Annotated in this window: 18 protein-coding genes and 2 pseudogenes; 4 read left to right on the top strand and 16 right to left on the bottom strand. The window is 60.6% G+C overall.

Going from position 1 to position 21,551, the window contains the following annotated elements:
* Positions 1 to 120: 120 nt before the first annotated feature.
* From PMI30_RS03590 to PMI30_RS03660, 16 genes and pseudogenes are all read right to left on the bottom strand, one after another.
* Entirely contained in the window at positions 121 to 450 is a 330-nt protein-coding gene (locus PMI30_RS03590) for a hypothetical protein (RefSeq protein ID WP_008014068.1), read from the bottom strand.
* Positions 447 to 1,361, bottom strand: coding sequence for an alpha/beta hydrolase (locus tag PMI30_RS03595; protein WP_008014066.1), 915 nt, complete (start codon positions 1,359 to 1,361; stop codon positions 447 to 449). The genes PMI30_RS03590 and PMI30_RS03595 overlap by 4 nt, the downstream gene beginning before the upstream one ends.
* 140 nt (positions 1,362 to 1,501) lie before the next feature.
* Positions 1,502 to 2,779: a flavohemoglobin expression-modulating QEGLA motif protein gene (locus PMI30_RS03600; protein ID WP_008014064.1), complete on the bottom strand. Its 1,278-nt coding sequence runs from the start codon at positions 2,777 to 2,779 to the stop codon at positions 1,502 to 1,504.
* Positions 2,780 to 2,815: 36 nt separating this feature from the next.
* Complete coding sequence (locus tag PMI30_RS03605; protein WP_008014062.1) at positions 2,816 to 3,370, bottom strand: hypothetical protein; 555 nt, start codon at positions 3,368 to 3,370, stop codon at positions 2,816 to 2,818.
* Positions 3,371 to 3,528: 158 nt separating this feature from the next.
* Positions 3,529 to 4,245: a TetR/AcrR family transcriptional regulator gene (locus PMI30_RS03610; RefSeq protein ID WP_007897654.1), complete on the bottom strand. Its 717-nt coding sequence runs from the start codon at positions 4,243 to 4,245 to the stop codon at positions 3,529 to 3,531.
* Between the two features lie 103 nt (positions 4,246 to 4,348).
* Positions 4,349 to 5,851 (bottom strand): lysine--tRNA ligase, encoded by a 1,503-nt coding sequence (gene lysS / locus PMI30_RS03615; protein ID WP_008014060.1) that lies wholly within the window; start codon positions 5,849 to 5,851, stop codon positions 4,349 to 4,351.
* 102 nt (positions 5,852 to 5,953) lie between these two features.
* Positions 5,954 to 7,049 (bottom strand): peptide chain release factor 2 gene (prfB, locus tag PMI30_RS03620; RefSeq protein WP_095920368.1). Its coding sequence is split into 2 segments (ribosomal slippage): positions 5,954 to 6,976 and positions 6,978 to 7,049, totalling 1,095 coding nucleotides; the frame shifts between segments, so codons are not numbered across the junction.
* Between the two features lie 262 nt (positions 7,050 to 7,311).
* The gene (locus PMI30_RS03625; RefSeq protein WP_008014057.1) at positions 7,312 to 8,313 is read right to left on the bottom strand and encodes a diguanylate cyclase domain-containing protein; all 1,002 of its coding nucleotides are present in this window, start codon (positions 8,311 to 8,313) and stop codon (positions 7,312 to 7,314) included.
* Positions 8,314 to 8,361: 48 nt separating this feature from the next.
* On the bottom strand, positions 8,362 to 9,372 hold the full coding sequence (locus tag PMI30_RS03630; RefSeq protein ID WP_008014055.1) for a chemotaxis response regulator protein-glutamate methylesterase: 1,011 nt from the start codon (positions 9,370 to 9,372) through the stop codon (positions 8,362 to 8,364).
* Positions 9,369 to 11,657, bottom strand: coding sequence for a hybrid sensor histidine kinase/response regulator (locus PMI30_RS03635; RefSeq protein WP_008014053.1), 2,289 nt, complete (start codon positions 11,655 to 11,657; stop codon positions 9,369 to 9,371). The genes PMI30_RS03630 and PMI30_RS03635 overlap by 4 nt, the downstream gene beginning before the upstream one ends.
* The gene (locus tag PMI30_RS03640) at positions 11,654 to 12,337 is read right to left on the bottom strand and encodes a chemotaxis protein CheW (protein WP_008014051.1); all 684 of its coding nucleotides are present in this window, start codon (positions 12,335 to 12,337) and stop codon (positions 11,654 to 11,656) included. The genes PMI30_RS03635 and PMI30_RS03640 overlap by 4 nt, the downstream gene beginning before the upstream one ends.
* On the bottom strand, positions 12,334 to 13,635 hold the full coding sequence (locus PMI30_RS03645) for a CheR family methyltransferase (RefSeq protein ID WP_008014049.1): 1,302 nt from the start codon (positions 13,633 to 13,635) through the stop codon (positions 12,334 to 12,336). Before PMI30_RS03645 ends, PMI30_RS03640 begins: the two co-directional genes overlap by 4 nt.
* Positions 13,632 to 14,168, bottom strand: a complete 537-nt coding sequence (locus PMI30_RS03650; protein ID WP_008014047.1) for a chemotaxis protein CheW — start codon at positions 14,166 to 14,168, stop codon at positions 13,632 to 13,634. Before PMI30_RS03650 ends, PMI30_RS03645 begins: the two co-directional genes overlap by 4 nt.
* A pseudogene (locus PMI30_RS03655) lies at positions 14,168 to 15,340 on the bottom strand (methyl-accepting chemotaxis protein); the annotation flags it as partial. The gene PMI30_RS03650 and the pseudogene PMI30_RS03655, both read right to left, overlap by 1 nt.
* Positions 15,320 to 15,730 (bottom strand): annotated as a pseudogene (locus tag PMI30_RS32260) (MCP four helix bundle domain-containing protein); the annotation flags it as partial. The pseudogenes PMI30_RS03655 and PMI30_RS32260, both read right to left, overlap by 21 nt.
* Positions 15,731 to 16,150: 420 nt before the next feature.
* Positions 16,151 to 16,873, bottom strand: coding sequence for a tellurite resistance TerB family protein (locus tag PMI30_RS03660; protein ID WP_008014042.1), 723 nt, complete (start codon positions 16,871 to 16,873; stop codon positions 16,151 to 16,153).
* A gap of 329 nt (positions 16,874 to 17,202) precedes the next feature.
* On the opposite strand from PMI30_RS03660, the gene ydcS reads away from it, so the two are divergent.
* The 4 genes from ydcS to PMI30_RS03680 all read left to right on the top strand — a co-directional run bounded on the left by ydcS (position 17,203) and on the right by PMI30_RS03680 (position 21,447).
* Positions 17,203 to 18,354: a putative ABC transporter substrate-binding protein YdcS gene (ydcS, locus tag PMI30_RS03665; protein ID WP_008014041.1), complete on the top strand. Its 1,152-nt coding sequence runs from the start codon at positions 17,203 to 17,205 to the stop codon at positions 18,352 to 18,354.
* 292 nt (positions 18,355 to 18,646) lie between these two features.
* Entirely contained in the window at positions 18,647 to 19,684 is a 1,038-nt protein-coding gene (locus PMI30_RS03670) for an ABC transporter ATP-binding protein (RefSeq protein WP_008014039.1), read from the top strand.
* A 1-nt stretch (position 19,685) separates the two neighbouring features.
* Positions 19,686 to 20,633 (top strand): ABC transporter permease, encoded by a 948-nt coding sequence (locus tag PMI30_RS03675; RefSeq protein WP_008014037.1) that lies wholly within the window; start codon positions 19,686 to 19,688, stop codon positions 20,631 to 20,633.
* Positions 20,623 to 21,447 (top strand): ABC transporter permease, encoded by an 825-nt coding sequence (locus PMI30_RS03680; protein ID WP_008014035.1) that lies wholly within the window; start codon positions 20,623 to 20,625, stop codon positions 21,445 to 21,447. The genes PMI30_RS03675 and PMI30_RS03680 overlap by 11 nt, the downstream gene beginning before the upstream one ends.
* Positions 21,448 to 21,551 lie beyond the last annotated feature (104 nt).

Below are 21,551 nucleotides of genomic sequence, written 5' to 3'. Positions count from 1 at the left end.
ACGCTCTTCCGATCTCCTGCTCGCGATGGGGCCCTTACATTCAACATCAACGTTGACTGTTAAACCGCTATCGCGAGCAGGCTCGCTCCCACAGGGTTCTTTGGTGAACACAGGATTGGGTTATTGCTCGAGTTTTTGCGGGGTTTCCTGGCCCATGCAGCGCACGGCTTTTTTCTTGCTGTTGATCAGCACGCCGGTCAGGCCTTTCTGGTCGGTGTCGAACAGCACCAGCACGCCATCGATGCACTGGGCCACTTGTGGGGCCGGTTCCAGGGAGACCTTGTAGTCTTCGCCCGGCACGGTCTTGAGCATGGTGAAGTCGCTGAGCAGTAGCGCATCTTCGGGTTTGGCGAAGTGCAGGTAGCCGTACCACCACAGGGCGCCAACGGTGCCGAGGATGCTGCAAATACCGGTGATGATCAGCGGGATGGCGTTACGTTCTTCACTCATTGCGGACTCTCTGGTGGTTCATCTTCAGAATTCGGGGGCGCCGGGTAATTCGGGATTTCACCCAGGCGGCGCAAGCCGTTGAAATGCTGCGGATCTTCGAGGTAGCGCAGCATGACCTTTTGCCAGACCGGGTCGGCGAAGGTTTGCACATGACCGCCCCGGGTCAGTTGCAGCACTCGCGGCGGCGGCGCAGCTTGATACAGTCGGATGCCATTGGAAAGGGGCACCAGTTGATCATCAATACTGTGATAGATCAGTTTCGGCACGCCGTTGAGCTGCTTCATGGAATGGATCGCGCTGTCGCCGTCCGGCACCAACCAGGACAATGGCACCTGGAACGGCCAAGTCATCCATGACGTGCTCAGGGCGAAACGCCCGACATCGCGGTAGCTGGCAGGCACGCCATCGAGCACAAAAGCCTTGAGTTGCCGCTGGCGCTCGGGATGTTGGGCCAGGAAATGCACGGCCATCGAACCGCCAAGGCTCTGACCGAGAAGGATCAGCGGCTTGCCCTTGACCTCCGGGGCCTGGTCGAGCCATTTGAACGCGGCGTCGATGTCCTGATAAATCGCCGGCAACGCCGGTTTACCTTCGGACCAACCGTACCCACGATAGTCCACCAGCAACACTTGATAGCCCTGCTCCGGCAACCACCAGCTCCCACCCAAATGCCACGCCAGGTTGCCCCCGTTGCCGTGCAAATGCAGCACCGTGCCTTTGACCTCGTCACCTTTTTTCGCCGGCAGCCACCAGCCATGCAGCTTGAGGCCGTCGGCGGTGGTCAGAGTGACGTCACGGAATTCGAGTTTGGCTTTTGCCGGGGTGAACGGCTGGCCGGGCTCGGGGTAGAACAGCAGAGAGTCGCAACCGCCGAGGGCCAGGAGCAGGCAAAAGATGCCGAGGATTCTCATCCGGTGAAACCTCGCACTAACGATTGATAGCAGGTCCGTAGGAGCGAGGCTTGCCCGCGAAGAACGATGACGCGGTAGATCAGATAGAGCGCGTTATCGTTCTTCGCGGGCAAGCCTCGCTCCTACAGGGTGTGTTGTGCTCACAAAATGTTGGAATAATCCGCTTCGATCCGGTCCAGGCTCAGGTGGTTGAGGAAGTTGGAGAAGCACATCCATGCCGACAGCGCATTCATGTCGCGGAATTGGTCGGGCAGGTACTTGGGCGGCACCACCAGGCCTTCGTCCACCAATTGGCGCAAGGTCCGCATGTCTTCCAGCGTGGTCTTGCCGCAAAACAAGAGAGGTATCTGCTCCAGCTTGCCTTTACGCACGGCCAACTGAATGTAGTTGTAAACCATGATAAAGCCCTTGAGGTAGGACAAGTCTTTGGTAAATGGCAGACCGGTCGGCACCGAGCCACGGAAAACCCGACTGGCGTTGCCGTAGCTTTCGGCCATTTCGAAGCCTTGCTCACAGAAGAACTCGTAGATCTGCAAGAAGTCCGCGCCCTCCTCCACCATGTGAATGGCACGGGTGCGGTTGGTCAGTTTGCGCAGGCGGCTCGGGTAGGAAGCGAAGGTGATGATTTCCATCAGGATCGCCAGGCCTTCCTGGGTCACGGTGGACGACGGCGGGCCTTTGGACAGGAAGGTGCAGATCGGCTGATTCAGGCCGTTGAGCGTGGTGCCCACGTGCACCAGCCCTTCGTGGACTTCCAGCGCACGCACGTCACGGTCGTTGAACATCGCGTCGGCGCGGATCTTGATGTAGTCGGCACCGGCCGCCGCATCGGCGACGATCCCGTCGGACTCGAATACCCGAATGGTTTCCTCGGCCTCGCCAAACACCTTGTTCAACCGATGTTGCAGCAGGTCGACGGCTTCCTTGGCGGTAAGGATTTTCGGTTCGTCCTTGAGGTCGCCACGGCCGTCGATGTTGTTCAGGTAATCGGAGAGCATCAGGCCCAGGTCGGCCAGGGTCGGGTCGCCAGCGTGAAACGCATCGGACGCCGCGCCATACAATTCCTGGGAAATCAGCCCGAAATCCTCGGTGCCGCGCGCTTCGAGCATGCGCACCACCATCCGGTATTCCTTGCACATGCGGCGCATGATCTGGCCGACCGGGTTGAACTGGCCGAGCTGGCGGGTGATGTCGCGCTCGATGTTCTGGAATTCCAGCTTCACTTTGCTGGAATCAAATGCCAGCGGTCGATTGAGGTAGTAGTCGCGGTCCACGGCCGGCATTTCCTTGCCCTTGCCTTTGAAGAACCCCTTGCGAATGCTGTCGTCCCACTTGACCGCATCCAGAACGCGAATCGGCGTCTGCGCCAGCACTATGCGATCGGACAAAATGCGTATCGTCTGCTGGTATTCGTCCACCCGAAACTCCTGTAGTAAAACCGTTACGTGCTGGATTTATTTGGTTTTGGCCTGGCGCTGATAACGCACCGCTTCGACGAAAACATCGGAATTGGCCGGGTCATCGAGGTAGGCAAACACCTGATCCAGGCTGTTGTTGATCAACACCCCGTCGCCGTCGTCGGTCCGGAAGCCTTGGCCACTAAGGGCTTCTTGGCCCATGGCCTGTTTGATCTGCTCGAGATCGAGGTTGTAGACCACCAGTTCGTGCTTATCGTTGAGCTCGAAACCGGTGATGGTGAAGTTCCCGCCGAACTGCGCCGGCACCTTCGCCGACAAGTACCAGCGATTGCCATGGCGCGACACGGTGAAGGGATAGGCTTCACGCTCATGAGGCTTGGCCTTGAAGTAGCTGACCGCCTGATAGCGATTGTCGCCGATGCGCGTCAGTTCCAGGTTCATCGGCTCGCCCCAGGCATTGGTGCTGGTCCATTTGCCGAGCAGCCCTTTGGGCGCGGGCTCGCAGGCGGGCAGCGGCTCCTTGAAAGTCACCAGACAGCCACTGAGCAGCAGGATCGACAAGGCGATCACAATGACGCGCCAGGCTTTCATTCAACACTCCCTATGAACACAGCGCCCCGAATGGTCACCGAACCTGTAGGAGCGAGGCTTGCCCGCGAAGGCGTTGTGTCAGTCAACACATATGTTGAATGTTATACCGCCTTCGCGGGCAAGCCTCGCTCCTACAGGGTCGAGTTGTCCCGCGGGATTTACACCGACGCCAGTACCAAGTGCATGTAGCGGTTGAGGATGCCGAGCATTTCCTCTTCGGCCACAGGCTCGGCGTCGTTGAGCAGGCCCTGATATTCCATCCGTCCGATAATAGCAGTCAACACTTTGGCATCCTGTTGTGGCTCACGGGAACCCAATACTTCGAAAAGCTGGCAGGTGCCCTGCAGGAGAATTTGCTGATGGGAGCGCACCAGCAACGCCAGGCGCGGGTTGAGCAATGCTTCCTGGCGGAAGGCTTGCTCAGCCATCAAGTGCTCGCGGCGATTGATCAATTGCCGATGAACATAGTCAGCCATCAGCCGTGCGATATCGTCCGCCAGCTGTGAGCGGGACTCGGGAGTGCCATCGCCGCTGACAACCATCTCGCGCAACAGGCCTTCGTTGCTGGCCCACAACCGGGCCATGAACGCCGCGCTGCGTTCCACATATTGGGCGAAGGTATCGGTGAGCAGGTCATCGATGTCCTTGAAATAGTAGGTCGTGGCCGACAGCGGCACACCCGCTTCAGCGGCCACCGCACGGTGCCGCACGGCCCGCACGCCATCGCGCACGACAATGCGCATCGCCGCGTCGAGAATGTCCTGTCGACGCTGTTCACTGCCCTGTCGGCTGGCTTTGCGGCCCTGGTACTGAACACTTTCAGCGACCGCAGTGGCGATACCCGCTGCACCTTCTTGAGCAATTGCACGATTCACGACAGGTATTCCTCTCTAAACGTCAAAAGTAACCAATTGATACGTTTGTACCAGACAGGCAATAAAAAGCCGCCTGTTATAGGCGGCTTTTTAATTGAAACACTTACGCTTGTGGCCGCATGTGCGGGAACAGGATCACGTCGCGGATCGACGGTGAGTTGGTCAGCAACATCACCAGACGGTCGATGCCGATCCCTTCACCGGCGGTCGGCGGCATGCCGTACTCCAGCGCGCGAACGAAGTCGGCGTCGTAGTGCATGGCTTCGTCGTCGCCGGCGTCCTTGTCGGCCACCTGCGCCATGAAACGCTCGGCCTGGTCTTCCGCGTCGTTCAATTCGGAGTAGGCGTTGGCGATTTCACGGCCACCGATAAACAGTTCGAAACGGTCGGTGACGTTCGGGTTCTCGTCATTACGACGGGCCAGCGGCGACACTTCGAACGGGTACTGGGTGATGAAGTGCGGCTGCTCCAGCTTGTGCTCGACCAGCTCTTCGAAAATCATCACCTGCAGTTTGCCCAGACCTTCAAAGCCGAGCACCTTGGCGCCGGCCTTCTTGGCGATGGCGCGGGCCTTGTCGATGTCGGTCAGGTCGTCAGCGGTCAGCTCAGGGTTGTACTTGAGGATCGAGTCAAACACCGACAGACGCACGAATGGCTCGCCGAAGTGGAACACCTTGTCGCCGTACGGCACGTCGGTGCTGCCCAGAACCAGCTGAGCCAGTTCGCGGAACAGCTCTTCGGTCAGGTCCATGTTGTCTTCGTAGTCGGCGTAAGCCTGGTAGAACTCCAACATGGTGAATTCAGGGTTGTGACGAGTCGAAACGCCTTCGTTACGGAAGTTGCGGTTGATCTCGAAGACTTTCTCGAAACCGCCGACTACCAAACGCTTGAGGTACAGCTCAGGCGCGATACGCAGGAACATTTCCATGTCCAGCGCGTTGTGGTGAGTCTCGAATGGCTTGGCCGCCGCGCCGCCTGGAATGGTTTGCAGCATCGGCGTTTCCACTTCCAGGAAGTCGCGCTTCATCAGGAAGCTGCGAATGTGCGCAATCACTTGCGAACGAACGCGGAAGGTCTGGCGCACCTCTTCGTTGACGATCAGGTCGACGTAACGCTGACGGTAGCGCTGTTCGGTGTCGGTCAGGCCGTGGTGCTTGTCCGGCAGCGGGCGCAGGGATTTGGTCAGCAGGCGCACGCTGGTCATTTCGACGTACAGGTCGCCCTTGCCGGAACGCGCCAGGGTGCCAACGGCTGCAATGATGTCGCCCATGTCCCAGGTTTTCACCGCGGCCAGGGTGTCTTCGGACAGGGTTTTACGGTTGACGTAAACCTGGATGCGACCGGTCATGTCCTGAATCACCATGAACGAGCCACGGTTGAGCATGATGCGACCCGCCACCTTGACCGGGATTGCAGCCTCTGCCAGCTCTTCCTTGGTCTTGTCCGCGTACTGTTTCTGCAAATCTTCGCAGTAATTGTCGCGACGGAAGTCGTTGGGGAAGGCATTGCCCTTGGCGCGCTCGGCAGCAAGCTTTTCCTTGCGCAGGGCGATCAGGGAGTTTTCTTCCTGTTGCAGGGCTTGCGGGTCGAGTTGTAGGTCGCTCATGTCTTTAAAAATTCCATCTCAGGTTCGTTGCCCCCGGCATTCGCCGGGGTTCGCGGGCAAGCCTCGCTCCTACAGGGTGGTGACAACCCTGTAGCGCGGGCCTTAGAGCCCTTGTTTCAGGCTGGCCACCAGGTATTCGTCGATGTCGCCGTCGAGCACCTTGTCGCAGTCGCTGCGTTCGATGTTGGTACGCAGATCCTTGATCCGCGAGGCATCGAGCACGTACGAACGGATCTGGTGACCCCAGCCGATATCCGACTTGGTGTCTTCCAGGGCCTGGGAAGCGGCGTTGCGCTTCTGCACTTCCTGCTCGTACAAACGCGCCCGCAACATTTTCATCGCGGTGTCTTTGTTCGCATGCTGGGAACGTTCGTTCTGGCAGCTCACCACGGTGTTGGTCGGTACGTGGGTAATCCGTACGGCCGAGTCGGTGGTGTTAACGTGCTGGCCACCGGCACCGGAGGAGCGGTAGGTGTCGATGCGCAGGTCCGACGGGTTGATGTCGATTTCGATGTTGTCATCGATTTCGGGCGACACGAACACGGCCGAGAACGAGGTGTGACGACGGTTGCCGGAGTCGAACGGGCTCTTGCGCACCAGACGGTGCACGCCGATTTCGGTACGCAGCCAGCCAAAGGCGTATTCGCCCTTGATGTGCACGGTAGCGCCTTTGATACCGGCGACTTCACCGGCCGACAGCTCCATGATGGTCGCGTCGAAACCGCGTTTATCCGCCCAGCGCAGGTACATGCGCAGCAGGATGTTGGCCCAGTCCTGGGCCTCGGTACCGCCGGAGCCGGCCTGGATATCCAGGTAGGCGTTGTTGGCGTCCATCTCACCGCTGAACATGCGACGGAATTCGAGTTTTTCCAGGGACTCGCGCAGGCGCTCGACTTCGGCGGCGACGTCATCGACGGCGGCCTGGTCTTCTTCTTCGGCGGACATCAGCAGCAAGTCTTTGGCATCGGCCAGGCCACTGTGCATTTCGTCGAGGGTTTCGACGATCTGAGCCAGCAGCGACCGCTCGCGGCCCAGTTCCTGAGCGTACGACGGGTTGTTCCAGACAGACGGATCTTCAAGCTCGCGATTGACTTCAGTCAGACGCTCATGCTTTTGATCGTAGTCAAAGATACCCCCGAATAGTTTCGGAGCGCTCGGACAGGTCCTTGATACTGTTAAGGATCGGGTTGATTTCCATGGCGGGCAGCACTCGTTGGCGAACTTTTGAAAGCCGGCGAGTATAACGTAATCAAGCTGTCACGGCAGCCCGCCTGGCGGCTTTAGGCGCAACATAAAACCAGTGGCGAGGGGGCTTGCCCCCGTTCGGCTGCGAAGCAGTCGTAAAACCTGATTGCCGGGTTTGACTGGAAGAATGCTGGGGCCGCTTCGCGACCCAACGGGGGCAAGCCCCCTCGCCACAGTGTTTGTGCCAGTCTTGGGAGTTTCACTTAATCTGAAGGCTACTCGATCCCCACCTGATTGCGCCCATTGTTCTTCGCCAGGTACAGCCCCTTGTCCGCCGCCGAGATCAATTGCCGGCAATCGCTGCCCGGCTGCGGAATCATGGTCGACAGGCCGATGCTGATGGTCAGGCTTGAACCCTCGGTCGGGAAAATGTGCGGGATCTTCAACCCGGCCACGGTCTGGCGCAGTTTTTCCGCCACCATTCGCGCACCACCCGGCGAGGTGTTGGGCAAGACCAGGACGAACTCCTCGCCGCCGTAACGGGCCGGCAAGTCCGAAGGTCTGGAGCTGGCGTCGCGAATCGCCGTAGCCACTTTGCGCAGGGCTTCATCGCCTTCAAGGTGGCCGAAGCTGTCGTTGAAGGACTTGAAGTAGTCGACATCGATCATCAGTAGCGACAATTGAGTCTGGTCCCGCAGCGAACGCCGCCACTCCAGCTCCAGGTATTCGTCGAAATGCCGACGGTTCGACAGCCCGGTCAGGCCGTCGGAGTTCATCAAGCGTTGCAGCACCAGGTTGGTGTCGAGCAACTGCTGCTGGCTGACCCGCAGCGCGCGATACGCCGCGTCACGCTGCAGCAGGGTCATGTAGGAGCGCGAGTGATAGCGGATGCGCGCCACCAGTTCGATGTTGTCCGGCAGTTTGACCAGGTAATCATTGGCACCGGCGGCAAACGCCGCGCTCTTGATCAGCGGGTCTTCCTTGGTCGACAGGACAATGATCGGAATGTCCTTGGTCGCCGGGTGATTACGGTATTCGCGCACCAGGCTCAGGCCGTCGAGGCCGGGCATGACCAGATCCTGAAGGATCACCGTCGGCTTGATACGAATCGCATGGGCGATGGCCTGGTGCGGGTCGGCACAGAAATGGAAGTCGATGTTATCTTCGTTCGACAAACCACGCCGCACTGCCTCGCCGATCATCGCCTGATCGTCCACCAACAACACCATGGCGGCGTTTTCATCGGTTTTGAAGTCGTCGAGCTGTAATTCATTCATGTGCGGTCACCTGAGTACTGCTTTGGCCACAATTGCTGCTAATGATAGTCATTTTGAGAAGATCTCCAGCAATCGTGGCGCTATCTTGTCCAGTGGGCGAACTTCCACAGCCGCGTCGATGGCCGCGGCCGCCTTCGGCATGCCGTACACCGCACTGCTTTGTTGGTCCTGAGCGATGGTCAGGTAGCCCTGTTGGCGCATGAGTTTAAGCCCCTGCGCGCCGTCGCGCCCCATACCGGTCAGCAGAACGCCCACGGCGTCACCGCTCCAGTAACTGGCCACACTCTCGAAAAACACATCGATCGAAGGCCGATAGATCTCGTTGACCGGTTCGGCGGTGTAGGCCAGCGTGCCGTTTTTCAGCAAGCGAATATGATGGTTGGTCCCGGCCAGCAGGACCGTGCCGCTTTGCGGCGGTTCGCCTTCCTGGGCCAGGCGCACGTCCAGGCCACTGGCGCTGGCAAGCCATTCGGCCATGCCGGCGGCGAACACCTGATCCACATGTTGGACCAGCACGATGGCCGCCGAAAAATCTCGAGGCAGGCCTTTGAGCAGCACTTCCAGCGCCGCCGGCCCGCCAGCGGATGAACCGATGGCCACCAAATGCTGGCGCGAGGACGAGTGGCGGTGCGAGCTCGGTGCCGATCGCACCCGATTGCTGTGGTCACCAATCAGCCAGCCAATGTTCATGATCTTGCGCAGCAGCGGTGCGGCGGCTTCCTGAGGATTACCGCCCCCGATAGCCGGGGTATCAACCACATCCAGCGCGCCGTAGCCCATGGCTTCGAACACCCGGTGCACGTTCTGCTCGCGGTCGACAGTGACAATGACAATCGCGCACGGGGTCTCGGCCATGATTCGCCGGGTCGCTTCCACGCCGTCCATCAACGGCATGATCAAATCCATCAGGATCAGATCCGGGGTGTATTCGGTGCAACGTTGCACCGCCTCGGCCCCATTGCTGGCGACCCAGACCACCTCGTGCGCCGGTTCGAACGCCAAAGCGCGGCGCAAGGCCTCTACCGCCATGGGCATGTCATTGACGATAGCGATTTTCATGCCCGCGCGCCTCCAATGAGCTCAACCACTGCATCCAGCAAAGCGTCATCATGAAAACTCGCTTTGGCTAGATAATAGTCGGCTCCGGCGTCCAGTCCACGGCGGCGGTCTTCTTCACGGTCCTTGTAGGACACCACCATCACCGGCAGGGATTGCAGGCGGTTATCGCGGCGCAATAAAGACACCAGCTCGATGCCGTCCATGCGCGGCATGTCGATGTCGGTGATCAGCAGATCGAAATCCTCCGAACGCAGGGCGTTCCAGCCATCCATACCGTCCACCGCCACCGCGACGTCATAGCCGCGATTGAGCAGCAATTTGCGCTGCAACTCACGAACGGTCAGCGAGTCGTCCACCACCAGAATCCGTTTACGCGCCGCTTCGACGGCCTGATTGGCGTGCCGGGCAATGCGCTCCAGACGCCCGGTATTGAGCAGTTTGTCCACCGAACGCAGCATGTCTTCGACGTCGACGATCAACACCACCGAGCCGTCGTCGAGCAAGGCCCCGGCGGAAATGTCCTGTACCTTGCCCAAGCGCTCGTCCAGCGGCAGCACCACCAGCGTGCGCTCGCCGATAAACCGTTCGACCGCCACCCCGTAGATCGCCTCGCGCTCGCGGATGACCACGACTTTGAGGGTTTGCGCGCTGTTCTGGCTCGTTGGGCGATGCAACAGCTGACTGGCGGCGACCAGCCCGACATGCCGGCCTTCGTACCAGAAGTGCTGCCGGCCTTCGACCTGCACGATGTCTTCCGGCGCCAGGTCGCACATGCGCTCGATGTGCGCCAGCGGGAAGGCATACGCCTCGTCACCGACTTCCACCACCAGGCTGCGCACCACCGACAGCGTCAGCGGCACTTCGAGATGGAAACGACTGCCCGCGCCCGCCGTCTGCTCCAGCACCACGGCGCCGCGCAACTGGCGAACCATGTGCTGAACCGCATCCAGCCCCACGCCGCGCCCGGAAACTTCAGTGACGGAATCGCGCAGGCTGAAACCCGGCAGAAACAGAAACGTCAGCAGCTCTTCTTCGCTCAACTGGGCAGCGGTTTCGGCTGGGGATAACTGCCGCTCGACGATGTTGCGACGGAGTTTTTCCAGATCGACGCCATTGCCATCATCGCTGAGTTCCAACACCAGCAGACCGGCTTGATGGGACGCTCGCAACCGGATCAGGCCCTCCTCCGACTTGCCGGCCAATAGCCGTTGTTCCGGGGTTTCGATGCCGTGATCCACCGCATTGCGCAACAGGTGCGTCAGCGGCGCTTCGAGTTTTTCCAGCACATCGCGGTCAACTTGAGTCTTGTCGCCCTCGATCTCCAGCCGCACCTGTTTGCCAAGGCTGCGGCCAAGATCGCGGACCATGCGCACTTGCCCGCTCAGCACGTCGGCGAATGGCCGCATGCGACAGGCCAGCGCCGTGTCATACAGCACCTGCGCACGCTGGCTGGCGTGCCAGGCGAACTCATCGAGCTCGGCGTTTTTTTCCGCCAGCAATCGCTGGGACTCTGCCAGTAACCGACGGGCATCACCCAAGGCTTCCTGGGCTTCGAGGCTCAAGCCAAGATCCTTGAGATGGACGTTGAGACTTTCCAGGGCCCGCAAGCCGTTGCTCTGCATGCGCTTAAGGCGCTGCATAGTGGCCAGGTGCGGCTTGAGCCGCTGGGTTTCCACCAGGGATTTACTCGACAGGTCGAGCAAGCTGTTCAAGCGCTCGGCCGTAACGCGCAACACGCGTTCGCCACTTTCAGTGGTGCGTTTAGTCGTGGGCGCTGGCTCGGCGGGCGCTGCCAGGGGCGCTTCGGTGGTGGCCGGCATGGGCGGCTCAACCTTGGGCGTCGGCGGTTCCATCTGAAGCTCTGCCATCGGCGGCGCGATGGGCGCAGTGGCCGCCATGTGATCAAGCAACCGTCCCATCAAGATGACGTAAGCGTCGATATCCGCAGGCGCCGGAGCATTGCCCGGCGTCGCAATCCGCATCAGCAGATCGGTGCCTTGCAACAGTGCATCAATGTGTTCGGGCCGCAGGTACAGGCGCCCTTCCTGGGCGCTGACCAGGTAATCTTCCATCACATGGGCGACACGGACCCCGGCATCGACACCGACAATCCGCGCCGCGCCCTTGAGCGAGTGGGCGGCGCGCATGCAAGACTCAAGGTAATCGGCCTGGGTCGGATCACGCTCAAGCGCCAAAAGACCTGCGCTCAGCACCAGGGTCTGGGCCTCGGCTTCGAGACTGAACAGTTCCAGCAAAGAGGCGTCACGCATTTGCTCGGGGGTCATGTGAGGCTCCGGGTCACGGCGGACAGCAGCTGCTCTTCATCCAGCCAACGCAGGCTGCGACCTTTGAATTGCAAGACACCACGGGTGTACTTGGCGCTGGCCTGAGTGCCGGACTGAGACGCCGCCTCGAGAATGCGCTCGTCGATGGCGTGAATCCCGTCGACCTCGTCCACCGGTACCACCACTGGCCCGCCGTGAGCGGCAATGATCAGCATCCGCGGCATCACCCGCGCGCCGGACGCCACCCCACTGGTAGCGTCGAGCCCCAGCAGTTCCACCAGCGACAGGCACGCCACCAAGGCACCGCGCACATTCGCCACGCCGAGCAACGCCCGGGAGCGCTGATGCGGCAAGGAGTGAATCGCCTGCAGCGGCGCCACTTCGACCAGGCTGCGAGTGGCCAGGCCCAACCATTCTTCGCCGAGGCGAAACATCAGCAGCGAGCGGGTTTTCACATCGCTCCCGGCCACGGTGGAGACTTGCTCGCGGTCGTCCTGCTGCAACGCATAGCGGTCAAGCAAGCGCGTGGCGGCAGCCGAATACACCGCGCAATTGCGACAATGAATGTGCTCGCTCAGTAATGGGCAGGACTTGTCGCCGTGGATACCGATGCGGTTCCAGCAGTCGTCGATGGCCTGGGCATCTTCATGGGTGACACTCAAGGTATCGGCGGCGCTCATCGTTTACGCTCACTGTCTGCGGCGCGCTCGCTGCGGGCGGCGCGGGCCTGCAATCGTCTGGCACCGGCCGTGTCGCCCTGGGATTGCAGCAAGGCGGCCAGGTGCATCAACGCGTCGGGGTGTTGCGGTTCGAGGTACAACGCCTTGCGATAAAAGCCCTGGGCCTCGAGGGCGCTGCCGGCGACATCGCTGAGCAACCCCAGCCAATAGAACACCTGCGCCACTGGCTCGTGACTGCGCAAAAAACTGTCGCACGCGGCGCGGGCCTCAGCGCTTTTTCCTTCATTGGCCAGCGCGGCGATGTTCGCCAGCAGCGTGGCAGCGTCCGAAGGGGTAGCGTCCGAAGGGGTGGCCGAAGGGGCGGCGGCGACCTGAGGCATCGGCACGACCGTTGCGAAAGGCCGACTGCGCACTGGCGGCGGTGTCACGCTACGCACCGGTTGTTGCACCGGCAGCGGCAGCGGCGTCGGAGTAGGCACGAAGGTCGCGAGCGGTTCCGGCGCACTTTGACGACTGAAGGCAAACGACTGCGGGATGCCGATCGAGCGCATGCCGAAACGGCCCAGCAGACTGCCCTCCGCCGGGCCGATAAACAGCACGCCGTCGACGTGGGTCAGGCGCTTGAGCACTTCGAACACTTGCTGCTGGGTCGGCTGGTCGAAATAAATCAGCAAATTGCGACAGAACACGAAGTCATAAGGAGGCTCACTGGCCAGCAAGGCCGGATCCAGCAGATTGCCGACCTGCAAGCGCACCTGTTCAATCACGCGCCCGCTAAGGCGATAGTTGTCGTTTTCAGCCGTGAAATGCCGCTCGCGGAAGTCGATGTCCTGGCCGCGAAACGAATTCTTGCCATACAGCGCGAGCCTGGCCTTCTCCACTGACAGCGGGCTGACATCCATGCCGTCAACCTTGAACTGGTGCGGCGCCAGCCCGGCATCGAGCAACGCCATGGCTATGGAGTACGGTTCTTCGCCGGTGGAACACGGCAGGCTGAGAATCCGCAGGGCGCGCATGTTATTGATCGCCGCCAGACGTTTGGCCGCCAGTTTCGCCAGCGTGGCGAAGGATTCCGGGTAACGGAAAAACCAGGTCTCGGGGACGATTACCGCTTCGATCAGCGCCTGTTGTTCGTCGCGCGAGCCCAGCAAGGTGTGCCAGTACTCATCAGCCGTTAACGCCCGAGCCGCCGTGCAGCGCTGGCGCACCGCGCGTTCGATGATCGCCGGGCCGACCGAGCCCACATCCAGGCCGATACGTTCTTTGAGAAAATCGAAAAACCGTTGATCGCTGCTCATCCCTGCTCCTCAAACTGCGCCAGGTCCAACGGCTGCGAGGGAAACAACAAGGCGCGGACCTGTTCGTCCAGCAAATCGGCAACCCGCACCCATTGCAGTAAACCCTGGGTATCTTCGCGCACCGGCCCGAGGTACGGCGCCTGGCGATTGTCCAGGCCATATGGCTGAAAATCCGCCGGGTTGCAGCGCAACGTGTCGGTGGCCTGTTCCAGAACCAGCCCGAGCAATTGCGCAGGCGTCGCCTCATCCGGCCGATAGTGCACCAGCACCAGCCGCGTGCTGGTGCGGGCCTGGGCCGGTTGGCCGAACGTCAGGGCGCTGAGGTCGATCACCGGCACCACCACGCCGCGATAAGCGAACACCCCCGCCACCCAGTGCGGCGCCCGGGGAATGGGTTTCAACGGCAGTTGCGGCAGCACTTCGGCCACCTCGATGGCCTGCAAGGCGTAACGTTCGCTGCCGATGCGGAACACCAGAAACAACGATTGTTTCACCGGCATCACCGCGCCGCGTTTGACCGCGAGCTCGCTCATCAGACTTTGAATCGCGAGACGCCGCCACGCAGCCCCACGGCCACCTGACTCAGTTCATCGATGGCGAAACTGGCCTGACGCAAGGACTCGACAGTCTGGCTGCTGGCATCGCCCAACTGCACCAGCGCGTGGTTGATCTGCTCGGCGCCGGTGGCCTGGGCCTGCATGCCTTCATTGACCATCAACACCCGTGGTGCCAGTGCTTGAACCTGATGGATGATCTGCGACAGCTGCTCGCCCACCGACTGCACCTCGGACATGCCACGGCGCACTTCTTCGGAAAACTTGTCCATGCCCATGACTCCGGCCGACACCGCCGACTGGATCTCGCGCACCATTTGTTCGATGTCGTAGGTGGCCACAGCGGTTTGGTCCGCCAGACGCCGCACTTCGGTGGCGACCACGGCAAACCCGCGACCGTATTCGCCAGCCTTCTCGGCTTCGATCGCGGCATTCAGGGACAACAGGTTGGTCTGGTCGGCGACTTTGACGATGGTCACCACCACCTGATTGATGTTGCCGGCCTTCTCGTTGAGGATCGCCAGCTTGGCGTTCACCAGATCCGCCGCGCCCATCACCGAGTGCATGGTGTCTTCCATGCGCGCCAGGCCTTGCTGACCGGAACCGGCCAGCACCGAAGCCTGATCGGCGGCGGTGGAGACTTCGGTCATGGTGCGCACCAGATCCCGTGAGGTAGCGGCAATTTCACGCGATGTCGCGCCGATTTCGGTGGTAGTGGCAGCGGTTTCGGTGGCCGTGGCCTGCTGCTGCTTGGATGTCGCGGCGATTTCCGTGACCGACGTGGTGACCTGCACCGAGGAGCGCTGCGCCTGGGACACCAGCGAGGTGAGCTCTGTCATCATGTCGTTGAAGCCGGTTTCCACCGCGCCGAACTCGTCCTTGCGATCAAGATCCAGGCGATTGCTGAGATCGCCGGTGCGCATGACTTCGAGGATATCCACGATGCGATTCATCGGCGCCATGATCGCGCGCATCAACAACAGGCCACAGAGACCGGCGACGATGATCGCCACCAGCAGAGAGACGCCCATGCTGATTTTGGCGGCTGTCACCGCGTCACCGATGGCCAGCGTGGCCTTTTCAGCCAGCTCGTGATTACTCTCCAGAAGGCTATTCAACTGCTTGCGCCCATTGATCCAGGCTGGCGCGAGTTTCTGCTCCAGGGCCAGGCGTGCTTGCTCGTACTCTTTGCGCTGATAGAGGTCGAGTACGTTGGTCATTTCTCGATTGTAGAGTTGATGACGCGCTTCGAATTCGTCGAAGAGGGCCTGGTCTTCCGCGGTGAAAATGGTTTTGCGGTAATTGGCCATCTGCTCGCTCAAGCGCTCTTCGAAGCTCTTGTACATGGCCTGGTCGGCGGCGGTCATTTCGCGTTGCCCGGAAAGGCCGACAAGCTGCTGGGTGAGGTTAAAACTGTCGACCCAGGCACCGCGGATCATCGAACTGAAATACACCCCGGGCACTGCATCGGTGCGGACCCGGTCGGCGCTGGAGTCGATCTTCATCAGTCGAGAAAAAGACACCACGACCATCAACAGCATGATCGCGATAATCACCGCAAAGCTCGCCAAAATGCGTTGGCGCAACGTCCAGTTCTTCACAGTCAGTCCTCGGTGCGGTTCAAATTGCGAGGGAGTATAGCCGAGGGCCTGTGGGAGCGGGCTTGATCGCGAAGAACGAAAACGCGGTAATTGACGAACCTTGTGGCGAGGGGGCTCGCCCCCGTTCGTCTGCGCAGCAGTCGCGCCCCCCCGGGAAAATGCGGTTTACCTGAACCACTTTGGGGGCGGCTTCGCCACCCAACGGGGCGATGCGGCGTTCCGACAAGCCCCCTCGCCACAAGCCAAAAACCTGTTGCCTGGCACATCACTTTCGCGGGCAAGCCTCGCGCCTACGGTTAATGGCCGTACGCGACACGATCCTGTAGGAGCGAGGCTTGCCCGCGAAGGCGGTCTGAAGACCTACATAGAAGCCTGCCGCACCTGCTTCTCCAACTCGGCCTTCAACCCCGGCTCCAGTTTCAACTGCCGCGCCAGTTCATCCAGATAGGACTTCTCCATGAAGTTCTCCTCATCCACCAGCATCACGCTGGCGATGTACATTTCAGCGGCCATTTCCGGCGTGCTGGCGGCGCGGGCGACGTCGGTCGGGTCCAGCGGTTTGTTGAGTTCGGCGTGTAGCCAGTGTTGCAGCTCCTGATCATTGTCGAGTTTGCTGAACTCGCCCTCGATCAATTGGCGCTCACGCTCATCGACATGCCCGTCAGCCTTGGCCGCGGCCACCAACGCCTTGAGAATCGCCTGGCTGTGTTGCTCAACCTGGGCTGCTGGCAAGCGGTCAATAGTTTGCGGTTCGGTCTGGTGCGTAGTGCCCTGTTGAGCCTGCCAGTTGCCGTACGCCTTGTAGGCAATCACGCCCAATGCCGCGAGACCGCCGTAGATAGCCACTTTGCCGCCGACCTTGCGCACCTTCTTGTTGCCGAGCAACAGGCCCATGGCGCCAGCCGCCAGAGCACCGCCGCCGGCCCCCGAGAGCAGGCTGCCAAGGCCGCCGGAACCACTGGAGCCTCCGAGCAAACCGCCCAATCCACCGCTGGACGCTTTGTTCTGGGTACCGCCAGCCTTGTTCTGCAACAGATCCTGACCGGATTTGAGTAGTTGATCGAGCAATCCACGAGTGTTCATTTTGCTGCCTCCACGAATTCGGGTTAACCGGATCTTTAAGGCCACCAGCCTAGATCGAAAGTGCCCGACGCCTCTCGATGAGAGTACTTCCAGATGTTGCTCACGTTTAGGCAATCAGGCTGGAGCGCGCCCCCGCGCAAACTATTTCATCGAATGCAGCCTTTGAGATTTGTCGACCGTGGGACCACCCACTAGGCTGGATAAATCCATAGGACAGCCCGGCCTCAATCTGCCTCTCACAAAGCGCACTAAGCTAATAACAAGCCACTCACGGCGCATCACCCCGTTCAACATTGCCCCGACCATAATTTAAAGAAGAGGGTTCACCCATGCTTGTGCACAAGACCGCACTGCTCAGTGCAATCACCACGGCGCTTCTGGCCAGCACCAGCCTGCAGGCCGCCGAGCCGCTGAAAGCTGTCGGCGCCGGCGAAGGTCAGCTGGATATCGTCGCCTGGCCCGGCTACATCGAACGGGGCGAAACCGACAAGGCCTACGACTGGGTGACCGGCTTCGAGAAGGAAACCGGCTGCAAGGTCAACGTCAAGACGGCCGGTACGTCCGATGAAATGGTCAGCCTGATGGCCAAGGGCGGTTACGACCTGGTGACGGCATCGGGTGATGCCTCCCTGCGGTTGATCGCCGGCAAACGTGTGCAACCGATCAACACCGCACTGATTCCCAACTGGAAGAATCTCGATCCACGCCTCAAGGATGCACCGTGGTATGTGGTCAACAAACAGATCTACGGCACCCCGTACCAGTGGGGTCCGAATGTGCTGATGTACAACACCACGGTGTTCAAGCAGCCACCTACCAGCTGGAGCGTGATATTCGACGCGCAAAACCTGCCTGACGGCAAACCCAACAAAGGCCGGGTGCAAGCCTACGACGGCCCGATCTACATCGCCGACGCGGCGCTGTACCTCAAAGCCACCAAGCCGGAGCTGGGTATCCAGAACCCCTACGAACTGACCGAAGCCCAGTACAAGGCAGTGCTCGACCTGCTGCGCGCCCAGCAAAAGTTGATCCATCGCTACTGGCACGACACCACCGTGCAGATGAGTGACTTCAAGAACGAAGGCGTGGTGGCTGCCAGCGCCTGGCCCTATCAGGTCAACGGCCTGATGAACGAAAAACAGCCGATCGCCTCGACCATCCCGAAAGAAGGCGCCACCGGATGGGCCGACACCACCATGCTGCACGCCGAGGCCAAGCACCCGAACTGTGCCTACAAGTGGATGGATTGGTCGCTGCAACCGAAAGTCCAGGGTGATGTGTCCGCCTGGTTCGGCTCGCTGCCAGCGGTCCCGGCGGGGTGTAAGGAAAGCGAACTGTTGGGCGCCGAGGGTTGCAAGACCAACGGTTTCGACCAGTTCGAAAAGATCGCCTTCTGGAAAACCCCGCAGGCTGAGGGCGGAAAGTTTGTGCCTTATAGCCGCTGGACCCAGGATTACATTGCGATCATGGGCGGCAGGTAACACACCGGCTCCTGTGGCAGATGAGCTTTTGTGGTGATTGGGTTTGTGTGGCGAGGGGGCTTGCCCCCGTTCGGCTGCGAAGCAGTCGTAAAACCTGCAGCTGCGGTCTATCTGATAAACCGCGGTGAATGGTGCTGGGGTAGCTTCGCCACCCAACGGGGGCAAGCCCCCTCGCCACAATAAGTATTCCAGCCACAGTGAGCATTTCAGTCACAAAAGCACACCAATTCAGGTTTTTCAGAAGTCCAGGCAGGCCACTGTGACAATCCTCGCCTTTTTGGAGCTCCGCACCATGACGCTTGCAGTCCAGTTCACCAACGTTTCCCGTCAGTTCGGCGAAGTGAAGGCCGTTGACCGGGTTTCCATCGATATCAAGGACGGCGAGTTCTTTTCCATGCTGGGCCCATCCGGCTCGGGCAAAACAACCTGCCTGCGCCTGATCGCCGGTTTCGAACAACCCAGCGCTGGCTCCATCCGCATTCATGGTGCCGAAGCCGCCGGGCTGCCGCCGTATCAGCGTGACGTGAACACCGTGTTCCAGGATTACGCGCTGTTCCCGCACATGAACGTACTCGACAACGTCGCCTACGGTTTGAAAGTCAAAGGTGTCGGCAAGTCCGAACGCCAGAAACGCGCCGAAGAAGCCCTCGACATGGTCGCCCTCGGTGGTTATGGCGAGCGTAAACCGGTGCAACTCTCCGGTGGCCAGCGTCAGCGTGTGGCCCTGGCCCGCGCCTTGGTCAATCGCCCTCGCGTATTGCTGCTCGACGAGCCCTTGGGCGCCCTCGATCTGAAACTGCGCGAGCAAATGCAAGGCGAACTGAAAAAGCTGCAGCGCCAGCTCGGCATCACCTTTATTTTCGTCACTCACGATCAGACCGAAGCGCTGTCGATGTCCGACCGCGTGGCGGTGTTCAACAAGGGCCGCATCGAACAGGTCGACACACCGCGCAACCTGTACATGAAACCGGCGACCACTTTCGTCGCCGAATTCGTCGGCACCTCCAACGTGATTCGCGGCGATCTGGCGCAGCAGTTGAGCGGTAATCCACAGCCGTTTTCGATTCGCCCGGAACACGTGCGTTTTGCCGAAGGCCCGTTGGCCAGCCATGAAATCGAAGTCAGCGGCCTGCTGCACGACATCCAGTACCAAGGCAGCGCCACCCGCTATGAACTGAAACTGGAAAACGGCCAGACCCTGAACATCAGCCAGGCCAACGTCCAGTGGCTGGACGTCAGCACGCAGCACCAGACCGGGCAACGCATCAGCGCTCGTTGGGCGCGTGAAGCGATGATCCCGCTGCACGACAATGTTGTGGGCGGGGTGTGAGATGAACAGCGTGGCGCCCCCTCAAACCCCGGCCAGCGGCTCGCCGCTGCGCCGGTTTTCCAACCTGCTGTATCGCCGGCCGAACCTGTATCTGTCGCTGCTGCTGGTGCCGCCGCTGCTGTGGTTCGGTGCGATCTACCTCGGCTCGCTGCTGACCCTGCTGTGGCAAGGTTTCTACACCTTCGATGACTTCACCATGGCGGTCACGCCCGACCTGACCCTGGCGAATTTCACCGCACTGTTCCAGCCGTCGAATTTCGACATCATCCTGCGCACCCTGAGCATGGCCATTGTCGTGTCGATCGCCAGTGCAATCGTGGCGTTCCCGATCGCCTACTACATGGCGCGCTACACCAGCGGCAAGACCAAGGCGTTTTTCTACATCGCGGTGATGATGCCGATGTGGGCCAGTTACATCGTCAAGGCCTACGCCTGGACCTTGCTGCTGGCCAAGGGCGGCGTGGCCCAGTGGTTTGTTCAGCACCTGGGGCTGGAACCGGTGTTGCAATGGGTGCTCGGAATTTCGGGCGTCGGCGGCAGCACCTTGTCGACCTCGCACCTGGGGCGGTTCATGGTGTTCGTCTACATCTGGCTGCCGTTCATGATCCTGCCGATTCAGGCGTCACTGGAACGCCTGCCGCCGTCCTTGCTGCAAGCCTCGGCCGACCTCGGTGCCAGGCCGCGTCAAACCTTCATGCAAGTGATTCTGCCGCTGTCGATTCCGGGCATCGCGGCCGGTTCGATCTTCACCTTTTCGTTGACCCTGGGCGACTTCATCGTCCCGCAACTGGTGGGCCCGCCAGGCTACTTCGTCGGCAGCATGGTCTACGCCCAGCAAGGGGCGATTGGCAATATGCCGATGGCGGCGGCCTTCACGCTGGTGCCGATCGTGCTGATCGCCATTTACCTGTCCATCGTCAAACGTATGGGGGCTTTCGATGCGCTCTGATGCTTCATCTCAAGATCGGGCATCCCTGGGCCTGCGCATCGCCGCCTGGGGCGGGTTGATGTTCTTGCACTTCCCGATCCTGATCATCTTCCTCTACGCCTTCAACACCGAAGACGCGGCGTTCAGCTTTCCGCCCAAGGGCTTTACCCTGAAGTGGATCGGCGTGGCGTTCTCCCGGCCCGACGTACTGGAAGCGATCAAGCTGTCGTTGCAAATCGCGGCCGTCGCCACATTGATTGCGATGATCCTCGGCACCCTTGCATCGGCGGCGTTGTACCGACGGGATTTCTTCGGCAAGCAAGGCATCTCGCTGATGCTGATCCTGCCGATTGCCCTGCCGGGGATCATCACCGGCATCGCGCTGCTGGCGACCTTCAAGACCTTGGGGATTGAGCCGGGGATGTTCACCATCATCGTCGGTCACGCGACCTTCTGCGTGGTGATTGTCTATAACAACGTCATCGCCCGCTTGCGCCGCACCTCATACAGTTTGATCGAAGCCTCGATGGACCTCGGCGCCGACGGTTGGCAGACCTTCCGCTACATCGTCCTGCCGAACCTTGGCTCGGCATTGCTGGCCGGGGGTATGCTGGCGTTTGCCTTGTCATTCGACGAAATCATCGTCACCACCTTCACCGCCGGCCATGAACGCACCTTGCCGCTGTGGCTGCTCAACCAGCTCAGCCGCCCACGAGACGTACCGGTGACCAACGTCGTCGCGATGCTGGTGATGATGGTGACCATGCTGCCGATCCTCGGCGCCTATTACCTGACCCGGGGTGGCGAAAGCGTTGCGGGCAGTGGCGGGAAATAGATCAGGAACAGACAACAACAATCTCTTGTAGGAGCGAGGCTTGCCCGCGAAGCTTTTGACATTCTTGAGGACGCCTTCGCGGGCAAGCCTCGCCCCTACAGGGA

Origin of the sequence: Pseudomonas sp. GM50, from assembly GCF_000282375.1 — a bacterium.
Classification (GTDB): Bacteria; Pseudomonadota; Gammaproteobacteria; order Pseudomonadales; family Pseudomonadaceae; genus Aquipseudomonas.
The sequence above is the reverse complement of the archived record's forward strand: the minus strand, read 5'-3'. Positions and strand labels throughout refer to the sequence as shown.